Origin of the sequence: Microbacterium sp. TPU 3598 (assembly GCF_002356155.1) — a bacterium.
GTDB classification, from domain to species: domain Bacteria; phylum Actinomycetota; class Actinomycetes; order Actinomycetales; family Microbacteriaceae; genus Microbacterium; species Microbacterium maritypicum_A.
In genome coordinates this window covers 181,944-199,493 of record NZ_AP017975.1, presented here as the reverse complement: position 1 = coordinate 199,493, position 17,550 = coordinate 181,944, and the positions used below count along the sequence as shown (strand labels likewise).

Sequence of the window (17,550 nt, the reverse complement as noted above, 5' to 3'; positions counted from 1 at the left end):
CCTGATGTACCCCCGGGACGAGCCGTCCGTACCGATGCGGGCGGCCCGTCCTGGTGCGCGGGGTGCTCCGCGGAATCCGGGCTCTTCCCTTGCAGACCCGACGCACGGCATTCTGGAGGGATGCCCCTGTCCGCGATCGAGCTGCACCGGCGCGGCGTCGAAGCGGCGAACGCCCGACGATTCACGCAGGCACGACGCGCGCTCGACACGGCATCCACCCGCACCGACGACCCCGACCTCCGCGCGCGCATCGACGGCACGGTCGCCTACGTGCTCGCGCAGACCGGAGAGCCCGCGGCCGCCGAGCAGCTGTGCCGCGAGGCCCTCGGCCGAACGGGCCTCCGTGCGGAGACGATCACGGTGCTCAGCGGCCAGCTCGGCACACTTCTCATGCACGGCGGACGGCTGGCCGAGGCGGAAGTCGAACTGACCCGCGCCATCGACACGCTCACGGCGATCGGAGACGAGACCACCGAGCTCGCGAACTGTCTGATGAACCGTTCGGTGGTGCGGATGCAGCAGCGCGAGCTCGAGACCTGCGTCGAGGATCTGCGGCGCGCGGTGGCCGTGTACGAGGCGAACGACGATGACGAGCCCCTGGCCGAGGCGCGGCACAATCTCGGCTATGCGGCGCTGCTCGGGGGCGACCTCGTCACCGCGCTCACCCTGATGACCCGTTCCCGTCCGAAGCTCGCCGCGATCAGCGACCTCGCCGCGGCGATCAGCGACCTCGATCGGGCGGAGGTGCTGCGCGACGCGGGCCTCACGACCGAGGCCGAGGCACTGCTCGAACAGGTCGCCGCCCAGTTCGGCGCGCAGCGGATGCGGCAAGCCAGGGGCGAGGCCGAATTCCACCTCGCCCGCTCGCTGCTGCGACATGATCCCGCCGCCGCAGAGCGGGCGGCCCGCAGCGCCGCCCGACGTTTCACCGCACTCGGGAATCACGGGTGGGCGGCGCGTGCCGAAGCGGTGCGCCTCGAGGCGCAGCAGCGGGCGAAGCCGCACCGCCCCATCGACGGCGACGATTTCGCGCGCACCGCGAAGGCGCTCGACCAGGGCGGCTTCCGCACCGAGGCGACAGGGCTCCGCCTGAGCGCTCGGCGTGACGGTTCCGGCCGGCTGCCACGGCTGGACGATGCGGCCCCGACGCCCCTGCGCCTGCGTGCACACGAGGTGCGCGCCGCTCGCGCCGCAGCCGCCGGTCGCGACCGCGATGCCCTCCGGGCAGCCGCCGATGGCCTCGATCTGCTCACCGCCTGGCAGCAGTCGTTCGGCGCTCTCGACCTGCAGGCGTCGGTCGCGATGCACGGCAGCGACCTGATGTTCGCTGGACTCTCCGCGGCCGCTCGACGGCGCGACCCCGCCCTCCTGTTCGAGTGGTCGGAGCGTGCGCGGCACCTCAGCCAGCAGGTCGCCCCGGTGCGCCCCCCGCACGACGAATCCCTCGCGGTCGATCTGGCGGAACTGCGCATGCTCCGTGCCGAGCTGGCCGGCGCCGACTGGACGACGGATGCGAGGGTGCGCGCCCTCCGTGATCGGGTGCGCGAACGACAGTGGGCGGCGACCGGCTCAGGCGGCACGCGCGAACGGCTCGGACTCACGGAGGCGATGGCGCTGCTCGATCCCGACCTGGCCGTCCTGTCATACGTGTTCACCGGCACCGATCTGCATGCGGTCCTGGTGACCACCGCGGGTGCGACCGTCGTCGATCTGTCCTGGTCGCGGGTGCAGTCGGCGCTCGACGGCCTCCGCGCCGACCTCGACATGGCCGCCCTGACCCGTGGCGGCCTGATGGGCGAGGTCACCGAACGGGCGCTCGCCTCGCGCCTGGCGATCCTCGACGCCGAGCTCCTCGCGCCGCTGCTGCTCGCCGCGCCGTCCGCAGCGAGACTGGCCATCACGGTACCCGGAGCGCTCGGTGGAGTTCCGTGGGCGATGCTCTCCGGCATGTCGGGCACCCCGTTCACGCTCGCGACATCCGTCTCGCGCCTGCTGGCCGGCCCCTCCCGCACGATCACGCGGCCGGCCTCGGTCGGATTCGCCGCCGGTCCGCGTGTCGCTCGCGCCGGTGACGAGGTCGAACGGGCAGCGGCGGCCTGGCGACGCGCCGGGGTGGCACCGCAGACCCTGCTGACCGGGGAGGCGACGGTCGCCGCGGTCACAGAACTCGCCGCAGCCACCGATGTGCTGCACATCGCCGCGCACGGCAGGCACGCGGTGGACAACCCGCTGTTCTCCGGATTCGAGCTCGCCGACGGCATCCTCTTCGGCTATGACGTCGATCTCATTCCGCGGGTCCCGGCGACGGTGATCCTCTCGGCCTGTGAGCTCGGACGCTCGTCGGTGCGCTGGGGCGAGGAGGCATTGGGCATGACGCGGGTGTGGCTGCACGCCGGTGCCGACTGCGTGATCGCCGCCCCCGTCGCGGTCCCCGATGATGTGGCCGGCGATCTGCTCAGCGCTGTGCACACCGGTCTCTCCGCGGGTGCCGCACCGGCCGTCGCGCTCGCGAGGGCCGCGGTCGACACCGGCGTGAACGCGCCGTTCCAGTGTCATGGAAACGGATTCTGACTTTTCCTCCATTCGGTGTATCAGAACCGATGCCGCACGCTCCTGTTCTTCGGAAGGTGCCATGCGAAGGGCCTCGAAGGGTGAGGCGCGAGGGAGGCGCAGTCGGATCTGGGGATCAGGCGCACTGGGGAGCGCGAGTACGACACGGACACCATCTGCTCGGGGGCGTCGCGGCATGCAGCCGCGACACCCTCAGAGGGCCTCGACGATCTGGGGACGTCGGGGCCCTCGGGGTGTCCGACAGCGTCCGGGCTCAGGCGACCAGCACCGCGTATCCGGCCGCGCGGAGGGCGGCGAGCACCTCGGGATCCGCTCCGGCGTCCGTGATGACGGTCGGGAAGAGGTCGACGCCGCCGACCGTCGAGAACGCCTCCACGCCGAGCTTGCTGCCGTCGGTCACCACGACCGCACGCCGGGCCCGCTCGGCCATCATCCGGTTCACCGCGGCTTCGCGCTCGTCCTGCGTGGTCGCACCGGCGACGGCGTCCATCCCGTTCACGCCGATGAAGGCGATGTCGAGCCGCACCCCGCGCAGCAGCTGCTCCACGAACGGACCGACCAGTTCGTAACTGCGCGAGTGGATGACGCCGCCGGTGACGACGACCTTGATGTCGGGGCGGGTGGCGAGCTGGGCGGCGATGTTCACGGCGTTGGTGACGACCGTGATGCCGCCGTTGCCCGAGAGGTCGTCGCGTGCGGCGAGCGCTGCGGCGATGGCGGTCGTGGTGGTTCCGCCCGAGAGGCCGACGACCATGCCGGGGGCGACCAGGCCGGCCGCGGTCTGCGCGATGCTCGCCTTCTCGTGCGTGCGCAGGTGGCTCTTGTAGCGGATGGGCAGCTCATAGGCGACGGTCTGCGCCACCGCACCGCCATGGGTGCGGGTGAGCAGTCGCTGCTCGGCGAGGGTGTCGAGGTCTCGGCGTGTGGTCGCCGACGAGGCCTCGAACCGTTCGACCAGCTCTTCGACCGTCACCTCGCCCTTCGCGGCCAGGAGGTCGAGGATCGCGTTCAGCCGAGCCGCCCGCTTCATCAGGCGACCGATTCCGCCGGCCGCAGCGCGAACAGCCGCAGCATCCGCGCCGCTTCACCGGCGAGGGCGTCGCGGGCGGGGGCGAGGTACTTGCGGGAGTCGACGAGACGCTCATCGGCGTCGAGCTTCTCGCGCACCGCCCGCGTGAAGAACCCGTTCAGGTGCGTCGAGACGTTGATCTTCGTCATGCCCGCCCGCACGGCGTCGGCGATCACGGCATCCGCGACGCCGGAGGACCCGTGCAGCACCAGCGGCACCGGCAGGGCCTCGTGCAGTCGTGCGATCAGGTCGAGGTCGAGGGACGCCGTGCGGTCGGTCATCGCGTGCGAAGAACCCACCGCGACCGCGAGCGCATCGACGCCGGTGGCCGCGACGAACGCACGCGCCTCGTCGGGGTCGGTGCGCACACCCGGAGCGTGCGCCCCGTCCTTGCCCCCCACCTCGCCGAGCTCGCCCTCGACGTAGACCCCCGCCTCGTGGGCACGGGCGGCGACCGCCGCCGTGAGAGCCACGTTGTCGTCGTAGGGCAGGGCGCCGCCGTCGAACATGACCGAGCCGAAGCCCAGCGCGATGGCCTCGTCGACCAGTTCAGGCCGCTCGGCGTGATCGAGGTGCACAGCCATGGGTGTCTGCGCGCGCCTGGCCACCGCGAGCGTGGCGAGCGCAATGGGCTCGAGCCCGCCGTGGTAGTCGGCGCAGTTCTGCGAGATCTGCAGGATGACGGGCAGCTGCGCGAGGGCGGCGGCCCGCACCAGCCCCTCGGCGGTCTCGAGGTGGATCACGTTGAAGGCGCCGATGCCGGTGCCTTCGGCGGCAGCGGCGGAGACGAGGTCGCGAGCGGAGACGAGGGTCACGAAGGGTCCTTCCGGAACGATTCAGGATGGGGATGCGAGATGCGGAGCTGTTGTTCGAGCTCCGTCCAGCGCGACGAGATGTCGCCGGCCAGCGGGGTCAGCACCGCGGCGGCGGACCAGGCGGTGGCCCGGCGAAGGATCTGCTCGGGATCGCGCACCCCCTCGGCGTACAGCACGGCGCAGGCGGCGACCCCGGCATCACCGGCGCCCGTCGGGTTGCCCGCGAGGGGTTCGTCGAGGCGAGCGTGCACGAGTGCGGACGCCGTGACCGCGAGCATGCCCTCGGCCCCCAGCGAGAGCAGCACGAGTTCGGTGCCCCGGGCGATCAGCGATCGGGCCCCTTCGACAGGGTCGGCGACGCCTGTGGCCTCGACCAGCTCGGCCGCGTTGGGCTTGAGCACTGCGGCTCCGGCCTCCGCCGCGCGCAGCAGAGCGGGTCCGGAGGTGTCGACGATCACCGGCACTCCGGCGTCCTTCCCCACCGCGATGAGCATGGGGAGCAACGACTCCGGCGCGCCAGGCGGCACACTGCCGGACACGACCAGCACACGCGCACCCGACAACCGTTCGACGGCCTCGGCGAGCAGCGCCGCCCATTCGGCATCGGTCGGATTCGCACCCCGCTCGTTGATGATCGTGGTGTCGCCGAGCGCCTCATCGACCACCGCGATGCTGCGGCGGGTCTCCGCGGCGACCGCCACCAGCGCGTGCGGCACACCGCTCGTGCGCAGCTCCGCGGCGAACTCCTCGCCGACCCGACCGCCCACGGTGGTGACCGCGAGCACGTCCGCACCCTCGGCGTACGCCACCCGCGCGACGTTGAGTCCTTTGCCGCCGGCACGAGCGGCCCCGGCATCCGCCCGGTGCGTTCCGCCCTCGACGAGCCGATCGACGCGCCAGGTGAGGTCGAGGGCGGGGTTCGGAGTGACGGTGAGGATCATGTGAGCTCCCGTGCGCGGAGAGCGGCGCCCAGCAGCCCTGCGTTGCCGGAGAGCTCGGCGGGGACCAGCGCCGGGATGCGATGGAAGCTGAGCCGGGCGGCCAGGCGCGTGCGCAGCTCATCGAACAGGGCGCCGCCGGCGCGGGAGAGTCCGCCGCCGATGACCACTGCTTCCGGCGCCACGACGGCGGTGAGCTGAGCCAGAGACATCGTGAGCGCGTCGAGCGCGGAATTCCAGATGTCCCCGGCCACCTCGTCGCCGGCCGCCGCGCGGGCGATCACGTCCTTCGCTCCGTCCGGAGCGATCCCGGTCGCCTCGCGATACCGCCGGGCGATGGCACCGGCCGAGGCGACGGCTTCGAGGCAACCGCGTGCGCCGCACGCGCAGATCGGCCCGTCCGCGATCGGGGAGTGCCCGATCTCACCCGCGTAACCGCCGGCGGTGTACGGGACGCCCCCGACCAGCAGCGCACCGGCGATCCCCGTGCCGATCACGAGCACCACCGAATCGGCGTAGTCGCGCGCGCCACCGAGTCGGCGTTCCGCCCAGCTGGCGGCACGGACATCGTGGTCGAAGGCCACGGGCAGCCCGAGGCGTTCAGCGGCGAGGTCGCGCAAGGGCGAGTCGTGCCAGCCGAGGTTGCTCGCGAAGACGCCCAAGCCGGCATCCGCATCGACGATCCCGGGCACGACGAGTCCCACCGCCTGCGGCACGACAGAGGGGTGCGCGGCGCGGAGCTCCTCGGCCAGCACCTCGAGACGCTCGAGCAGCACCTGCGTGCGGTCGCCCTCGGCGATCGGCGTGGGCGTGCGGCGCAGTCCGAGGGCGGTGCCGTCGGCGTCGAACAGGGCCGACTTGATGTCGGTGCCGCCCACGTCGAACGCCAGCACGGGGGCACCGACGCCGAGCGTGCGCACGGCGGCGAGCTTCTCACCGGTCGCGTCTCGCTCGACGTCGGGAACGGCATCCGTCCCGTCAGCTCGGGTCATGGTCAGCTCCGGCGGCGGGTTGCGTCATGCATCCAGGATGACGGATCGCGTGAGGTTGCGGGGCTGGTCGGGGTCGAGGCCGCGGGCGACGGCGCGGTCGAGCGCGGTGCGGTGCAGGCGCACGAGGTCGGCGAGCGGGTCGATCGACCGCTGCTCGAACCGGGCGCCGGTGGCCTCGACCTGCGCAGCGAGTCCCTCGGGAGCCTCGCCGAACTGCCAGGTGACGCGGCCAGGGGCCGCGATCGCGATCGGACCGTGCCGGTAGTCCATCGAGGGGTACGCCTCGGTCCACGACTGCGAGGACTCGCGCAGCTTCAGCGCGGCCTCGTGGGCGAGGCCGATCGTCCATCCGCGTCCGAGGAACGTGTACTGCTCCGCGTCGCGCAGCTCGTCGTCGCCGTCCTCGGCGAGCACGGCCTCGGCATCGGCGATGGCGCCGGAGAGGTCTTCGCCGAGCGACGCCCGGAAGAGCGCCAGCGCGGTGGTCGCGAATCGCGTCTGCACGACCGACTGCTCATCGGCGAACGGGAGCAGCACCGCCTCGTCGGCGAGCGAGACGAGCGGCGAATCAGGATCGCCGATCACTCCGATGGTCGGGATGCGGCCCTTGATGCGGTCGACGAGCTCGAGCACCTCGCTCGTGGTCCCGGAACGGGTGAGGGCGACGACGGCGTCGTATCCGCGGTCGAGGAAGGCCTCGGACGCCGCGTAGGCGTCGGTCTCACCCTGACCGGCGGACTCGCGCAACGCGGCGTACGACTGCGCCATGAACCACGACGTACCGCATCCGACGACGGCGATGCGGGCCCCCGATGCGGGGAGCAGTGCCTGCTCGGCCTTCAGATCGGCCGCCCGCGCCCACATCTCCGGCTGGGAATTGAGTTCTTCGCGCATGTGTGCGCCGGGCAGCGATTCGGACATCGAGGTGCCTTTCTGGCGATAAGTTGCAGACTTGTGATCGTTTGAAGCCTAATTCGATCATAGTATGGCGTCGAATCACAACACCAACAGCTTTACCTTGATTTGTTTGTTCTCCTGACAAATAATCAGACGAGTTCCACCCTCGACGTCGACCCCGGCCGAAGTCGAGAGCCCCGAGCCCCGGCTTGAACGATCGCGGCTGCCTCACGGCGAAACGATCACCCACGCACTGTCGCGTGATGTGCTTGCGACTGTGCACCACACCCCCTCCCGAAGCGGCCCTGCCGCCGAGGGTTCGGACATCACAGTGAGGAATGCAATACACATGAAGAAGTCACTGCGGTTCGGCGCCGCCGCCATTGCGGCCGTCGCCACGCTCTCGCTCGCTTCGTGCGGGTTCGGCGGTTCGTCCGGCGACAGCGGAGGCGGGGACGGCTCGACCACCCTCGACCTCCTCGTCCCCAGCTACTCCGACGGCACCAAGGCCAACTGGGAGACGGTGATCGACGGGTTCGAGAAGGCCAACCCCGACATCAAGGTCAAGCTCGAGGTGCAGTCGTGGGACAACCTCGAGAAGGTCGTCTCCACCAAGATCCAGGCCGGCGAGGCACCGGACATCTACAACGGCGGACCCTTCGCGGGCTTCGTCGGCGATGAGCTGCTCTACCCGACGAAGGACGTCGTCTCCGACGACACCTACTCCGACTTCCAGGAGTCGTTCCTCAAGAACGCCGAGGTCGACGGGACCGCCTACGCGCTGCCGATGATCGCCTCGGCGCGCGCCCTGTTCGTCAACAACGCGCTGCTCGACCAGGCCGGCGTCGAGGCGCCGACCAACTGGGATGAGCTGCTGGATGCCGCCACCAAGGTGTCCGCACTCGGCGGCGGTGTCGCCGGCTACGGCATGCCGCTCGGATCGGAAGAGGCACAGGCGGAAGCGGCCGTGTGGCTGTGGGGCGGCGGCGGATCGTTCGGCGATGCCTCCGAGATCACGATCGACACCCCGGAGAACCTCCCCGGTGCCGAGCAGATCAAGAAGATGATCGACGCCGGTGCGACGCAGGCCGACCCGGGTTCCACGCAGCGCTCCCCCCTGATGGACATCTTCATCCAGGGCAAGATCGGCATGCAGGTCGGCCTCCCGCCGACGGTCGGCCAGATCAAGGAGAACAACCCCGACCTGGACTACTCCATCGTTCCGATCCCGACGAAGGACGGCTCGCCCTTCACCCTCGGCGTCATGGACCAGCTGATGGCGTTCCAGAACGATGGTGACAAGCAGGAGGCGATCACCAAGTTCTTCGACTACTACTACTCCGCCGACGTCTACGTGCCGTGGGTGCAGGCCGAGGGCTTCCTGCCGGTCACCAAGTCCGGCGCCGAGCAGCTCTCCGGCGAAGAGGCCCTCAAGCCGTTCCTCGACGTGCTGCCCGACGCGCAGTTCTACCCGTCGACGAACCCGAAGTGGTCCGCTGCCGACGGTGCGTTCAAGTCGCTGTTCGGTCAGATCCAGTCGAAGCCGGCACAGGACGTGCTGACCGAGATCCAGGCACAGGTCGACGCGGGCTGAGCCCGCTGATCGGAGAGGTTCGGGTACCCGAATGAGCCAGAAGACAGAGTCCTCGAACCTCGCGGGGGCGGCGACGAGCCGCCCCCGCACTCCGAAGACCCCGGATGCCACGCGTGGCAGGCCGGGCGGAAAGGATCTTCTCCAAGCGCTGCCGTGGATCGCACCGGCGCTGCTGCTCATCATCGGCGTCGTGCTGTTCCCCGCCGGGGTGATGTTCTTCAACTCGACGCGTGACATCTCCCTGTCGGGCCTCGACAAGGGGTCCGTGGGCTTCGACAACTTCGTCACGGTCTTCACGTTCACCGAGTTCTGGCCGATCTTCTTCCGCACGATCGTGTGGGTGGTCGCGGTCGTGACCCTCACGGTCGTGATCTCGCTCGGTCTGGCGCAGATCCTGAACAAGGCCTTCCCCGGGCGCCAGCTCGTACGCATGGCCGTGATCGTGCCGTGGGCCGCATCCGTCGTGATGACGACCATGGTGTTCTACTACAGCCTCGAGCCCTACTTCGGCATCTTCAACAAGTTCCTCTACGACATCGGGCTCTCCGATGACGCGGTGGGCTACGGCTGGACGAAGAACCCCGCGACGGCCTTCACCTGGTCGATCGTGATCGCGATCTTCGTGTCGCTCCCCTTCACGACCTACACGATCCTCGCCGGACTCCAGTCGGTCCCGGCCGACGCGATCGAGGCGGCGAAGATGGACGGCGCCGGCCCCGCCCGCACCTACTGGTCGATCGTGCTGCCGCAGCTGCGCAGCGCTCTGGCCGTGGCCATCCTCATCAACATCATCAACGTCTTCAACTCGCTGCCGATCCTGAAGGTGATGACCGGGTCGATCCCCGGCTACGGCGCCGACACGATCATGACCCTGATCTTCAAGTACATCGAGCTGCAGAAGAAGGTCGATGTCGCGAGCGCCCTGTCGGTGGTCGCGTTCCTCATCGTCATCGTGATCGTCGCGGCGTACGTGAAGATCGTCAAGCCCATGAAGGAGGTCTGATCATGACCATGACCGAGACCGAGCTCGTGACCACCGCCGGAGGCCGCGGTCGTCGCACGCCGCCGACACCCGGCCGCAAGCGCCGCTACACCGAGGACCAGGTCACGCTGCCCCGGGTGATCCTGCGCACCGTCGCCGGTCTCCTGGTGCTCGCCATCTTCGTGCTGCCCTACCTGATCATGTTCTTCGGCTCGGTGAAGACCAAGTCGCAGATCCGGTCGGTCGATCCGACCTACCTCCCGATCGAGTGGCACTGGGAGAACTACATCTCGATGTGGTCCACCCCGGAGACGCCCCTGCCGTACAACCTGATCTCGACCATCGTCATCGCCGTGTTCGCGACGCTGCTGGTCCTGCTGGTCTCGCTTCCGGCGGCGTACTACACGGCGCGCTTCAAGTTCCCCGGCCGCATGGTGTTCCTGTTCCTGGTCATCGTCACGCAGATGCTGCAGCCGGCCGTGCTCACCTCGGGTCTGTTCCGCCAGTTCACCGTGCTCGGGCTCGGCGACACCTGGATCGCGATGATCTTCATCAACGCGGCCTTCAACCTGTCGTTCGCGGTGTGGATCATGCACTCGTTCTTCGCCGGCATCCCCAAGGAGGTCGACGAGGCCGCGCAGATCGACGGCGCCGGGCGCTTCACCGTGCTGTTCAAGATCAACCTGCCGCTCGTGTGGCCCGGCATCGTCACGGCGATCGTGTTCACCTTCGTCGCCTGCTGGAACGAGTTCGCCGCATCGCTCGTGATCCTGTCGACCGACAAGAACCAGCCGTTGTCGGTCGCTCTGACCAAGTTCGTCGGTCAGTACGAGACGAGCTGGCAGTACGTGTTCGGCGTCTCGATCGTCGCGATCCTGCCCGTGGTCATCCTGTTCATGCTCATCGAGAAGCGTCTCGTCGGTGGCTTGACGGCGGGCAGCGTCAAGTAGCCCTCCGCATCCGCGCGTCGACATCCGCTTGACGACATCCGCCCGATGGGAGCACCCGTCGGGCGGATGTGCGTCTGCCGGTCAGGAGCGCGACGTCGATGCCGCGCGCAGCTGCTCGGGATTCCAGCGCACGCCGAGCGCCGACGTCAGTGCGGCCTGGGCGGCTCCGGCGGCGAGCGACACACGAGGATCGGCGTAGCGCACCGGAACCTGCGCCGTGCCGCGGGCGGGGTACTCGGTCTCACGGCGCACGCGATCGAGGAAGCGCGGTCCGAGCTCGGTTGCCGGGCCGCCGATGACGACCTCGATCGGGTCGAGCAGCGCGCCGATGAGCTTGACGGCTCTGGCCAGCGCGCGAGCCCCCTCATCGAGTTGCTCCTCGTCGGCCTGAGCCGCGAGCGCGCGGATCTCCGGGGCATCCATGGCGTCGGAGAACTCGTCGCCGAGCATCGCCCCGAGAGCGGCGGCCGATTCCAGGCAGCCGCGCTGCCCGCATCGGCAGGCGCGCGCGGCGTCGCCGAACACGACCTGCACATGTCCGATCTCACCCGCGCGGTCTCGGGGGCCGGGAGCCAGCTCGCCGTCGAGCGTGACGGCCGCGCCGACACCGCCGCCGAGATGGATGAAGAGGCGGTAGCCGGACGGCGACTCCTCCATACCCGCCTCGGCGATGGCTTCGGCGTCGACGTCGTTGATCAGCAGCACGGGCGCTCCCAGCACACGCTCGAACCGGTCGGCGAGGGGGACGTTCTGCCACTTGAGCTGCACGCTCTCGAGCACCGATCGCCCATCGGTCGTGCCCGGCAGCTGCACGCCGGCGGCCAGGAGCCGTCCGCCGAACTCTTCCGCCACGGCCGACACCGCCTCGTCGAGGGTGCGGTCGCGGTTCTCGGCGGTGTAGCTCACGCGACGGAGGTCGACCTCGGTGCCGTCGAGCGCCACGAGAGCGATGTCGGCGTGCAGGGGCTGGATCACCAGCACCAGGATCAGGTGATGGTCCGCATCGACGCTCAGAGTGGTCGCCCGTTTGCCACCGGTGCTCGCCGCCTGCTCCCCTTCGACGATCAGCCGGTTCTCGATGAGTTCGGCGACCAGCGATGACGCGGTGGCGGCGGTCAGCCCGGTCGACCTCGCGATGCCCGCGCGCGTCTGCGTGCCCGGATTCCGGAAGACCAGCTGCAGAGCCCGGCGCAGGTTCGCACGCCGAACAGACGCCTGGGTGTCGAGGCCGTCATCCGTGCTGAGCATGTGTTCCCGTTCCGACGCTCGCCCGTCGCGAGCTGTTGACAGATCGTGGCGCGATCCGTAGTCTCTCCCTAAGTTTATTCATTGAACTTAGTTGGTCAATGAATCTCACAAAGCTCCGGACGGGCGAGTGCTGCACACACCGTCGCCCGTCCGGCTCCTCCTCCTCAGCGGCTCTCGGCCGCTTCGGTGTGGTGACGGATGACCTCTGCCACCACGAAGTTGAACCACTTCTCCGCGAACTCCGGGTCGAGGTGCGCTTCCTCGGCGAGAGCACGCAGCCGGGCGACCTGCTGTTCCTCCCGATTCGGGTCCGATGCCGGCATCTCATGCTCCGCTTTCAGATGCCCGACCTGCTGAGTCGCGCGGAAGCGCTCGGCCAGCATGAAGATCAGTGCGGCGTCGATGTTGTCGATGGTGGCGCGAAGCCGGAGCAGTTCGGCCTTCGGGTCCTCGGCGGCGGTCATGCCCCTACTCTAGAGCCGCGTGACATCCTGGTTTCGATCCATGGCACCGCTATCGTGAGCACATGAGCAACGAAGAGCCGCCGGAATCCGCGCCCCACGACGACGACGCATCCGCCGCGACTCCCGCCGCGCCGGCGACCGGCCGTCGCAAGGCCGCACCCGCATCCGTGCCGGCCGTCGCAGACGCTCCGATCCCGGTCGTGATCGAGCCGACGACGCCGAGCCGTTCGTTCTGGACGCGCATCGACCGCCCGTTCGTGTTCGGCTTCCTCGTGACGCTGGGTGGACTCGGGGCGATCGTGATCGGCCTCGCGCTGTCGAACCTGTCGACCGTGCTCATCTACATCGCCCTCGCCCTGTTCGGTGCGCTCGGACTCGACCCCGCCGTACGGTTCCTGGAACGCCGTGGCCTCTCGCGTGTGATCTCGGTGGTCATCACGATCCTCGCACTCATCGTGGTGTTCGCCCTCGTGCTCTGGATGATCGTTCCCGTCGTGATCGATCAGATCGTGAGCTTCGTGCAGTCCGTGCCCGGCATGATCAAGGACTTCACACACAGCGACATCTACGCGACCCTCGAAGCCCAGTTCGGCGACCAGTTCCAAGAACTGGTCGCCCAGGTGCAGTCCTTCCTCACCGACTTCGGCAACCTCGCGACGATCGGCGGCGGCGCCCTGGCCGTGGGCGCTTCGATCGCCACCAGCATCTCCGGAGCCATCGTCGTGCTCGTGCTGACGTTGTACTTCCTCGCGTCGCTGCCGTCGATGAAGCAGGGTCTGCTGCGTCTCGCCCCCGCCCGCGACCGCGCTCGTGCCGGCGACATCACCGACCAGATCACCGACTCGGTCGGCGGCTACGTGATGGGCATGGTCGTGCTCGCGTTCTGCAACGCGACGCTCGCGTTCCTGCTCTACCTCTTCCTCGGGTTGCCGTTCCCCCCGCTGATGGCGGCCATCGCCTTCTGCATCACGTTGATCCCGCTGGTCGGCTCGGTGCTGTTCTGGATCCTCGGCACCTGCCTGGCGCTGTTCACCAACCCGATCGCCGCCCTGATCTTCGCGGCGATCTACCTCGTCTACATGCAGATCGAGGCCTACGTGATCACCCCTCGCGTCATGAACAAGGCGGTCTCGGTGCCGGGTTCTCTCGTCGTGATCGGTGCTCTCGCCGGCGGCACGCTGCTCGGTCTGCTCGGGGCGCTGGTCGCCGTGCCGGTGACCGCGTCGATCCTCATCATCATCAAACAGGTTCTCGTCCCGAAGCAGGACGCCCGGATCTGACCCGCCCGCAACGCAGAAGCGCCCGGACCCTCAGGGGCCCGGGCGCTTCTGCGTGGTGACGACTCAGCTGAGGTCGTTGTCGGCCAGCCACTTCTTGGCGATGTCCTCTGCCGACTTCTGGTCGACCGTGCTCTGCACGTTCAGCCCCACCAGCTCCTCGGCGGTGAGCTTCTTGCTGACCGCGTTGATCACGTCGGAGATCTCGTCGGCGACGTCGCTCGATGCGATCGGCACGACGTTCGAGGCCAGGATGATGTTCTCCGGGTCTTCGAGCGCGACGATGTCTTCGGTCTGGAAGGCCGGGTCTGCCGAGTAGATGTCGGCGACCTGGATCTCACCGGCCAGCAGGGACTCGAGCGTGGTCGGGCCGGTGGCCGAGAAGCCGAGATCGACGCCGTAGACCTCCTTGGCCGCAGCCGGACCGTACGGACGCTGCTCGAACTCCGGAGCGGCACCGATCGTCACCGGGGTCGTGACCTTCGAGAGGTCGCCGATCGTGGTGAGACCGTTTTCCTCGGCGAAGCTCTTCAGCACGGTGTAGGTGTCCTGGTCAGAGGCCTCGGCGTAGTCCAGAGCGGTCAGCCCCTTGGGCAGAGCTTCCTTCAGAGCGGCGTAGACGTCTTCCGGGCTGGTGGCGGTCGCATCCTTGTCGAGGTACTCGAGCAGGTTGCCGGTGTACTCCGGGAACAGGTCGATCGCGCCGGACTCGACATCGGGCATGTAGGCGTCGCGCTGTCCGATGTTGAACTGGCGGTCGACCTTGATGTCGGCACCCTCGAGAGCCTGCGCGTAGATCTCGGCGATGATCTCGTTCGAGTAATACGCCTGCGAGCCGATGACGATCGTGTCGCCGCCGGAGCTCGAGCCTTCGCTCGGGGCGTCGAGCGGGTTGCTGTTCGCGCAGCCGCCGAGGACGAGCACCGCGGCGAGCGCGGCACCACCGGCAAGGGCGAGTCGTGACTTACGTGCTGTGAACATGAGGACTTCCTCTTCTCTGGGACAACGGGGTTGGTGCTGTGGGACGGTGTGAGGGCTGTGGGATGAGTCGGATGATGGGCGTCAGGCGGTGGCCGGTGCCGGCGAGGCAGCGGCCGCGCGCGAGCGACGTGTGGTGGTCGGTGCGCGCACCCCCGCGGGGACGGCGGCGTGCTGGAGCAGGGCGAAGATCAGGTCGACGACCAGGGCGAGCACCGCGACGAGGATCGCCCCTCCGAGCACCTGGTCGAACTTGCGCAGCGGGATGCCCTGGATGATCGGCCAACCGAGTCCGCCGAGATTCACGTAGGCGGCGATCGTGACCGTGGCGATCACCTGCAGGAGAGCCGCGCGGATGCCGCCGACGAGCAGCGGGAGACCGAGCGGGACCTCGACCTTCCAGAACACCTGCCACTCGGTCATGCCCATCGAACGCGCGGAGTCGAGCACGCGACGGTCGATGGCTTCGAGGCCGGTGTAGGCGCCGGCGAGGAGCGAGGGGATCGCGAGGAGCACGAACGTGATGATCGCGGCCTCGGGAACGCGGAGCACGCCCAGGATCAGCACGAGCAGCACCATGAGACCGAAAGACGGGATGGCACGTGCCGCGCCGGAGACCGCGACCGCGATCTCACGGCCTTTGCCGGTGTGACCGATGAGCCACCCCAGGGGAATCGCGATGATGCCGGCGATGAGCACCGAGATCAGCGTGTAGTACATGTGCTGGCCGAACAGGATGGGCAGCGAGTACGGCCCCTCCCAGCGGTCAGGGGAGAAGAGCCAGGCGAAGGCGTCGGTGAACACGTTCATGCGGCGGTCCTCAGGGTGGCGGCCTGTCGTGCGGCCGACGGTGTCTTCGCCGCGCGCGTCCACGGCATCAGTGCGCGACCCAGGAGAAGGAGCAGCAGGTCGATCACGAGCGCGATCACGACCACCGCGATGACGCCGGCGAACACCTCGGCGAGGATGCGACGCTGCAGGCCGTTGGTGAACAGGTAGCCGAGGTTGTTCACCCCGACCAGGATGCCGACCGTGGCGAGGGAGATGGTGCTGACGGCTGCCACGCGGAGACCGGCGAGCACGACGGGTCCGGCGAGCGGGAAGTCGACGGTCCAGAACCGGCGGAAGCCGCCGTAGCCCATCGCGGTGGCGGATTGCCGGATGGCGGGGTCGACCGAGTCGAGGCCGTCGGATACCGCGCGCACCAGGATCGCGACCGCGTAGATCGTGAGGCCGATGATGAGGTTCACGGGGCTGCGGGCGGGATATCCGGCGACGGACGGGAGCAGGATCAGCAGCGCGAGCGAGGGGATCGTGTAGAGGAGTCCGGTGAGAACGATGACCGGCCCCTTCACCAGCTGATAACGCCATGCGACCCACCCCAGCGGCAGCGACAGCACGAAGCCGAGCACGATGGCGATCGCGCTCTGCTGCAGGTGGATCCCGGTCAGCTCGAGGATGAGGCCGAGATTGTCGCCGATCCAGTTCACGGAGCGCCCTTCGTCGCGCTCTCCTCGCTCAGAAGCGCGTCGGTCACGGCATCAGGAACATCGATGATCGCCCCCTGGGTGCGACCCTCGCCGTCGACCACCACGGTGCCGTGCGGCGTCTGCTTGAGGTGCAGAGCACGGCGTCCGCGTTCGGCGCCGATGAACGCCGAGACGAAGTCGTCTGCCGGGTTCTCGATGATCTCGCTGGGGCTGCCCACCTGAACGATGCGCGCGCCCTTGTCGAGGATGACGACCTGGTCGCCGAGCAGGAACGCCTCGTCGATGTCGTGCGTGACGAACACGACCGTCTTGTCGAGCTCGCGCTGCAGCCGCAGGGTCTCCTGCTGCAGGTCGGCCCGCACGATGGGGTCGACCGCACCGAAGGGCTCGTCCATGAGCAGGATGTTCGGGTCGGCGGCAAGGCCGCGGGCCACACCGACGCGCTGCTGCTGACCGCCGGACAACTGGCTCGGGTACCGCTCGGCGAGTGCCTGGTCGAGGCCGACCGTGTCGAGCAGTTCCCGTGCGCGCTTATGGGCGGCAGCCTTCTTCACGCCGGTCAGGCGCAGCACCGTGGCCACATTGTCGATGACCGTGAAGTGCGGCATGAGGCCGGAGTTCTGCATCACGTAGCCGATGCGTCGACGCAGGGCCACCGGGTCACCCTGGAGCACGCTCTCGCCGTCGATCTCGACCTCGCCGGAAGTCGGCTCGACCATGCGGTTGATCATGCGGAGCAGAGTGGTCTTACCGCAGCCGGACGAGCCGACGAACACCGTGGTCTTGCGCGAGGGCAGCACGAGGCTGAAGTCATTGACGGCGAGGGCGCCGCCGGGGAAGCGTTTGGTGACGTTGCGGAACTCGATCATGGGCTGGTCTCCAGTCGGTCGATCGATGTGCGAGCGGACGAGTCTAGGCTCTTCTGATGGCTACGGGCCGACCTCGACGCGCGGATCGAAGGCGACGAACCCGGAGAAGTCCTTGCCCACGCGATCGAAGGCGGAGGGGTAGGGATTCGGATACGACCAGGCGTAGTCGGTGTGGAGCTCGCCCTCGGTCTGCACCGAGTAGTACTGAGCGGCACCCTTCCACGGACAGGTGTAGGGCGTGGGGCTCTCGACGAGCACTCCGGGTGCGATGGATGCGGGTGGGAAGTACCAGTTCCCCTCGATGCGGGCGAGATCGCTCTCGTCGGCTTCAGCGATGACGGTTCCTGCGAGTACAGCCTTCATGGTCCTGCCTCCTCGGATGTGGGTATGAGCGTATAAGACGGTGCGGACATCGG

The 17,550-nt window shown here is 68.8% G+C and carries 17 protein-coding genes; 5 read left to right on the top strand and 12 right to left on the bottom strand.

The genetic code is table 11. From position 1 onward, the window contains the following. The first annotated feature begins 120 nt into the window (after positions 1-120). A complete protein-coding gene (locus MST3598_RS00855) occupies positions 121-2,571 on the top strand; it encodes a CHAT domain-containing protein (RefSeq protein WP_029258822.1) in 2,451 nt (816 codons plus the stop codon). Between the two features lie 253 nt (positions 2,572-2,824). Here the strand turns inward: MST3598_RS00855 and MST3598_RS00850 are convergent, their stop codons facing one another. The 5 genes from MST3598_RS00850 to MST3598_RS00830 are packed head-to-tail and all read right to left on the bottom strand — an operon-like array spanning position 2,825 to position 7,306. Continuing rightward, a complete protein-coding gene (locus tag MST3598_RS00850) occupies positions 2,825-3,601 on the bottom strand; it encodes a DeoR/GlpR family DNA-binding transcription regulator (RefSeq protein ID WP_021200137.1) in 777 nt (258 codons plus the stop codon). Beyond that, positions 3,601-4,455, bottom strand: coding sequence for a class II fructose-bisphosphate aldolase (locus MST3598_RS00845; protein WP_029258821.1), 855 nt, complete (start codon positions 4,453-4,455; stop codon positions 3,601-3,603). Before MST3598_RS00845 ends, MST3598_RS00850 begins: the two co-directional genes overlap by 1 nt. Next, entirely contained in the window at positions 4,452-5,396 is a 945-nt protein-coding gene (locus tag MST3598_RS00840; protein ID WP_036271530.1) for a 1-phosphofructokinase family hexose kinase, read from the bottom strand. Before MST3598_RS00840 ends, MST3598_RS00845 begins: the two co-directional genes overlap by 4 nt. Then, a complete protein-coding gene (locus tag MST3598_RS00835) occupies positions 5,393-6,385 on the bottom strand; it encodes an ROK family protein (RefSeq protein ID WP_081859622.1) in 993 nt (330 codons plus the stop codon). Before MST3598_RS00835 ends, MST3598_RS00840 begins: the two co-directional genes overlap by 4 nt. A 24-nt stretch (positions 6,386-6,409) precedes the next feature. Continuing rightward, the gene (locus tag MST3598_RS00830) at positions 6,410-7,306 is read right to left on the bottom strand and encodes an SIS domain-containing protein (protein WP_021200133.1); all 897 of its coding nucleotides are present in this window, start codon (positions 7,304-7,306) and stop codon (positions 6,410-6,412) included. Between the two features lie 325 nt (positions 7,307-7,631). Here MST3598_RS00830 and MST3598_RS00825 point away from each other — a divergent pair, with 325 nt between their 5' ends. The 3 genes from MST3598_RS00825 to MST3598_RS00815 are packed head-to-tail and all read left to right on the top strand — an operon-like array spanning position 7,632 to position 10,808. Beyond that, complete coding sequence (locus tag MST3598_RS00825; protein WP_021200132.1) at positions 7,632-8,876, top strand: extracellular solute-binding protein; 1,245 nt, start codon at positions 7,632-7,634, stop codon at positions 8,874-8,876. A gap of 31 nt (positions 8,877-8,907) precedes the next feature. Then, positions 8,908-9,879: a carbohydrate ABC transporter permease gene (locus tag MST3598_RS00820; RefSeq protein WP_029258818.1), complete on the top strand. Its 972-nt coding sequence runs from the start codon at positions 8,908-8,910 to the stop codon at positions 9,877-9,879. Positions 9,880-9,881: 2 nt separating this feature from the next. After that, entirely contained in the window at positions 9,882-10,808 is a 927-nt protein-coding gene (locus MST3598_RS00815) for a carbohydrate ABC transporter permease (protein WP_021200130.1), read from the top strand. Between the two features lie 81 nt (positions 10,809-10,889). Here MST3598_RS00815 and MST3598_RS00810 read toward each other — a convergent pair whose 3' ends face one another. Further along, a complete protein-coding gene (locus tag MST3598_RS00810) occupies positions 10,890-12,056 on the bottom strand; it encodes an ROK family protein (protein ID WP_029258817.1) in 1,167 nt (388 codons plus the stop codon). A gap of 164 nt (positions 12,057-12,220) precedes the next feature. After that, the gene (locus tag MST3598_RS00805) at positions 12,221-12,520 is read right to left on the bottom strand and encodes a chorismate mutase (RefSeq protein ID WP_021200128.1); all 300 of its coding nucleotides are present in this window, start codon (positions 12,518-12,520) and stop codon (positions 12,221-12,223) included. A 62-nt stretch (positions 12,521-12,582) separates the two neighbouring features. Here MST3598_RS00805 and MST3598_RS00800 point away from each other — a divergent pair, with 62 nt between their 5' ends. Next, entirely contained in the window at positions 12,583-13,800 is a 1,218-nt protein-coding gene (locus tag MST3598_RS00800; protein ID WP_029258816.1) for an AI-2E family transporter, read from the top strand. Between the two features lie 63 nt (positions 13,801-13,863). On the opposite strand, the gene MST3598_RS00795 is transcribed toward MST3598_RS00800, so the two are convergent. The 5 genes from MST3598_RS00795 to MST3598_RS00775 all read right to left on the bottom strand — a co-directional run bounded on the left by MST3598_RS00795 (position 13,864) and on the right by MST3598_RS00775 (position 17,497). Then, complete coding sequence (locus MST3598_RS00795; RefSeq protein ID WP_029258815.1) at positions 13,864-14,778, bottom strand: ABC transporter substrate-binding protein; 915 nt, start codon at positions 14,776-14,778, stop codon at positions 13,864-13,866. Between the two features lie 81 nt (positions 14,779-14,859). Continuing rightward, positions 14,860-15,585 (bottom strand): ABC transporter permease, encoded by a 726-nt coding sequence (locus MST3598_RS00790; RefSeq protein ID WP_029258814.1) that lies wholly within the window; start codon positions 15,583-15,585, stop codon positions 14,860-14,862. After that, positions 15,582-16,265 (bottom strand): ABC transporter permease, encoded by a 684-nt coding sequence (locus tag MST3598_RS00785; RefSeq protein WP_021200124.1) that lies wholly within the window; start codon positions 16,263-16,265, stop codon positions 15,582-15,584. The genes MST3598_RS00790 and MST3598_RS00785 overlap by 4 nt, the downstream gene beginning before the upstream one ends. Continuing rightward, positions 16,262-17,134: an ABC transporter ATP-binding protein gene (locus MST3598_RS00780; RefSeq protein WP_021200123.1), complete on the bottom strand. Its 873-nt coding sequence runs from the start codon at positions 17,132-17,134 to the stop codon at positions 16,262-16,264. Before MST3598_RS00780 ends, MST3598_RS00785 begins: the two co-directional genes overlap by 4 nt. 60 nt (positions 17,135-17,194) lie before the next feature. Then, entirely contained in the window at positions 17,195-17,497 is a 303-nt protein-coding gene (locus MST3598_RS00775) for a DUF427 domain-containing protein (protein WP_029258813.1), read from the bottom strand. Between the last annotated feature and the right edge of the window lie 53 nt (positions 17,498-17,550).

Coding starts and splice junctions, on each gene's coding strand:
- MST3598_RS00825 (WP_021200132.1), top strand. CDS start 7,632: ATGAAGAAGTCACTGCGGTTCGGCGCCGCCGCCATTGCGGCCGTCGCC.
- MST3598_RS00855 (WP_029258822.1), top strand. CDS start 121: ATGCCCCTGTCCGCGATCGAGCTGCACCGGCGCGGCGTCGAAGCGGCG.
- MST3598_RS00805 (WP_021200128.1), bottom strand. CDS start 12,520: ATGACCGCCGCCGAGGACCCGAAGGCCGAACTGCTCCGGCTTCGCGCC.
- MST3598_RS00830 (WP_021200133.1), bottom strand. CDS start 7,306: ATGTCCGAATCGCTGCCCGGCGCACACATGCGCGAAGAACTCAATTCC.
- MST3598_RS00835 (WP_081859622.1), bottom strand. CDS start 6,385: ATGACCCGAGCTGACGGGACGGATGCCGTTCCCGACGTCGAGCGAGAC.
- MST3598_RS00795 (WP_029258815.1), bottom strand. CDS start 14,778: ATGTTCACAGCACGTAAGTCACGACTCGCCCTTGCCGGTGGTGCCGCG.
- MST3598_RS00810 (WP_029258817.1), bottom strand. CDS start 12,056: ATGCTCAGCACGGATGACGGCCTCGACACCCAGGCGTCTGTTCGGCGT.
- MST3598_RS00800 (WP_029258816.1), top strand. CDS start 12,583: ATGAGCAACGAAGAGCCGCCGGAATCCGCGCCCCACGACGACGACGCA.
- MST3598_RS00820 (WP_029258818.1), top strand. CDS start 8,908: ATGAGCCAGAAGACAGAGTCCTCGAACCTCGCGGGGGCGGCGACGAGC.
- MST3598_RS00775 (WP_029258813.1), bottom strand. CDS start 17,497: ATGAAGGCTGTACTCGCAGGAACCGTCATCGCTGAAGCCGACGAGAGC.
- MST3598_RS00850 (WP_021200137.1), bottom strand. CDS start 3,601: ATGAAGCGGGCGGCTCGGCTGAACGCGATCCTCGACCTCCTGGCCGCG.
- MST3598_RS00780 (WP_021200123.1), bottom strand. CDS start 17,134: ATGATCGAGTTCCGCAACGTCACCAAACGCTTCCCCGGCGGCGCCCTC.
- MST3598_RS00790 (WP_029258814.1), bottom strand. CDS start 15,585: ATGAACGTGTTCACCGACGCCTTCGCCTGGCTCTTCTCCCCTGACCGC.
- MST3598_RS00840 (WP_036271530.1), bottom strand. CDS start 5,396: ATGATCCTCACCGTCACTCCGAACCCCGCCCTCGACCTCACCTGGCGC.
- MST3598_RS00815 (WP_021200130.1), top strand. CDS start 9,882: ATGACCATGACCGAGACCGAGCTCGTGACCACCGCCGGAGGCCGCGGT.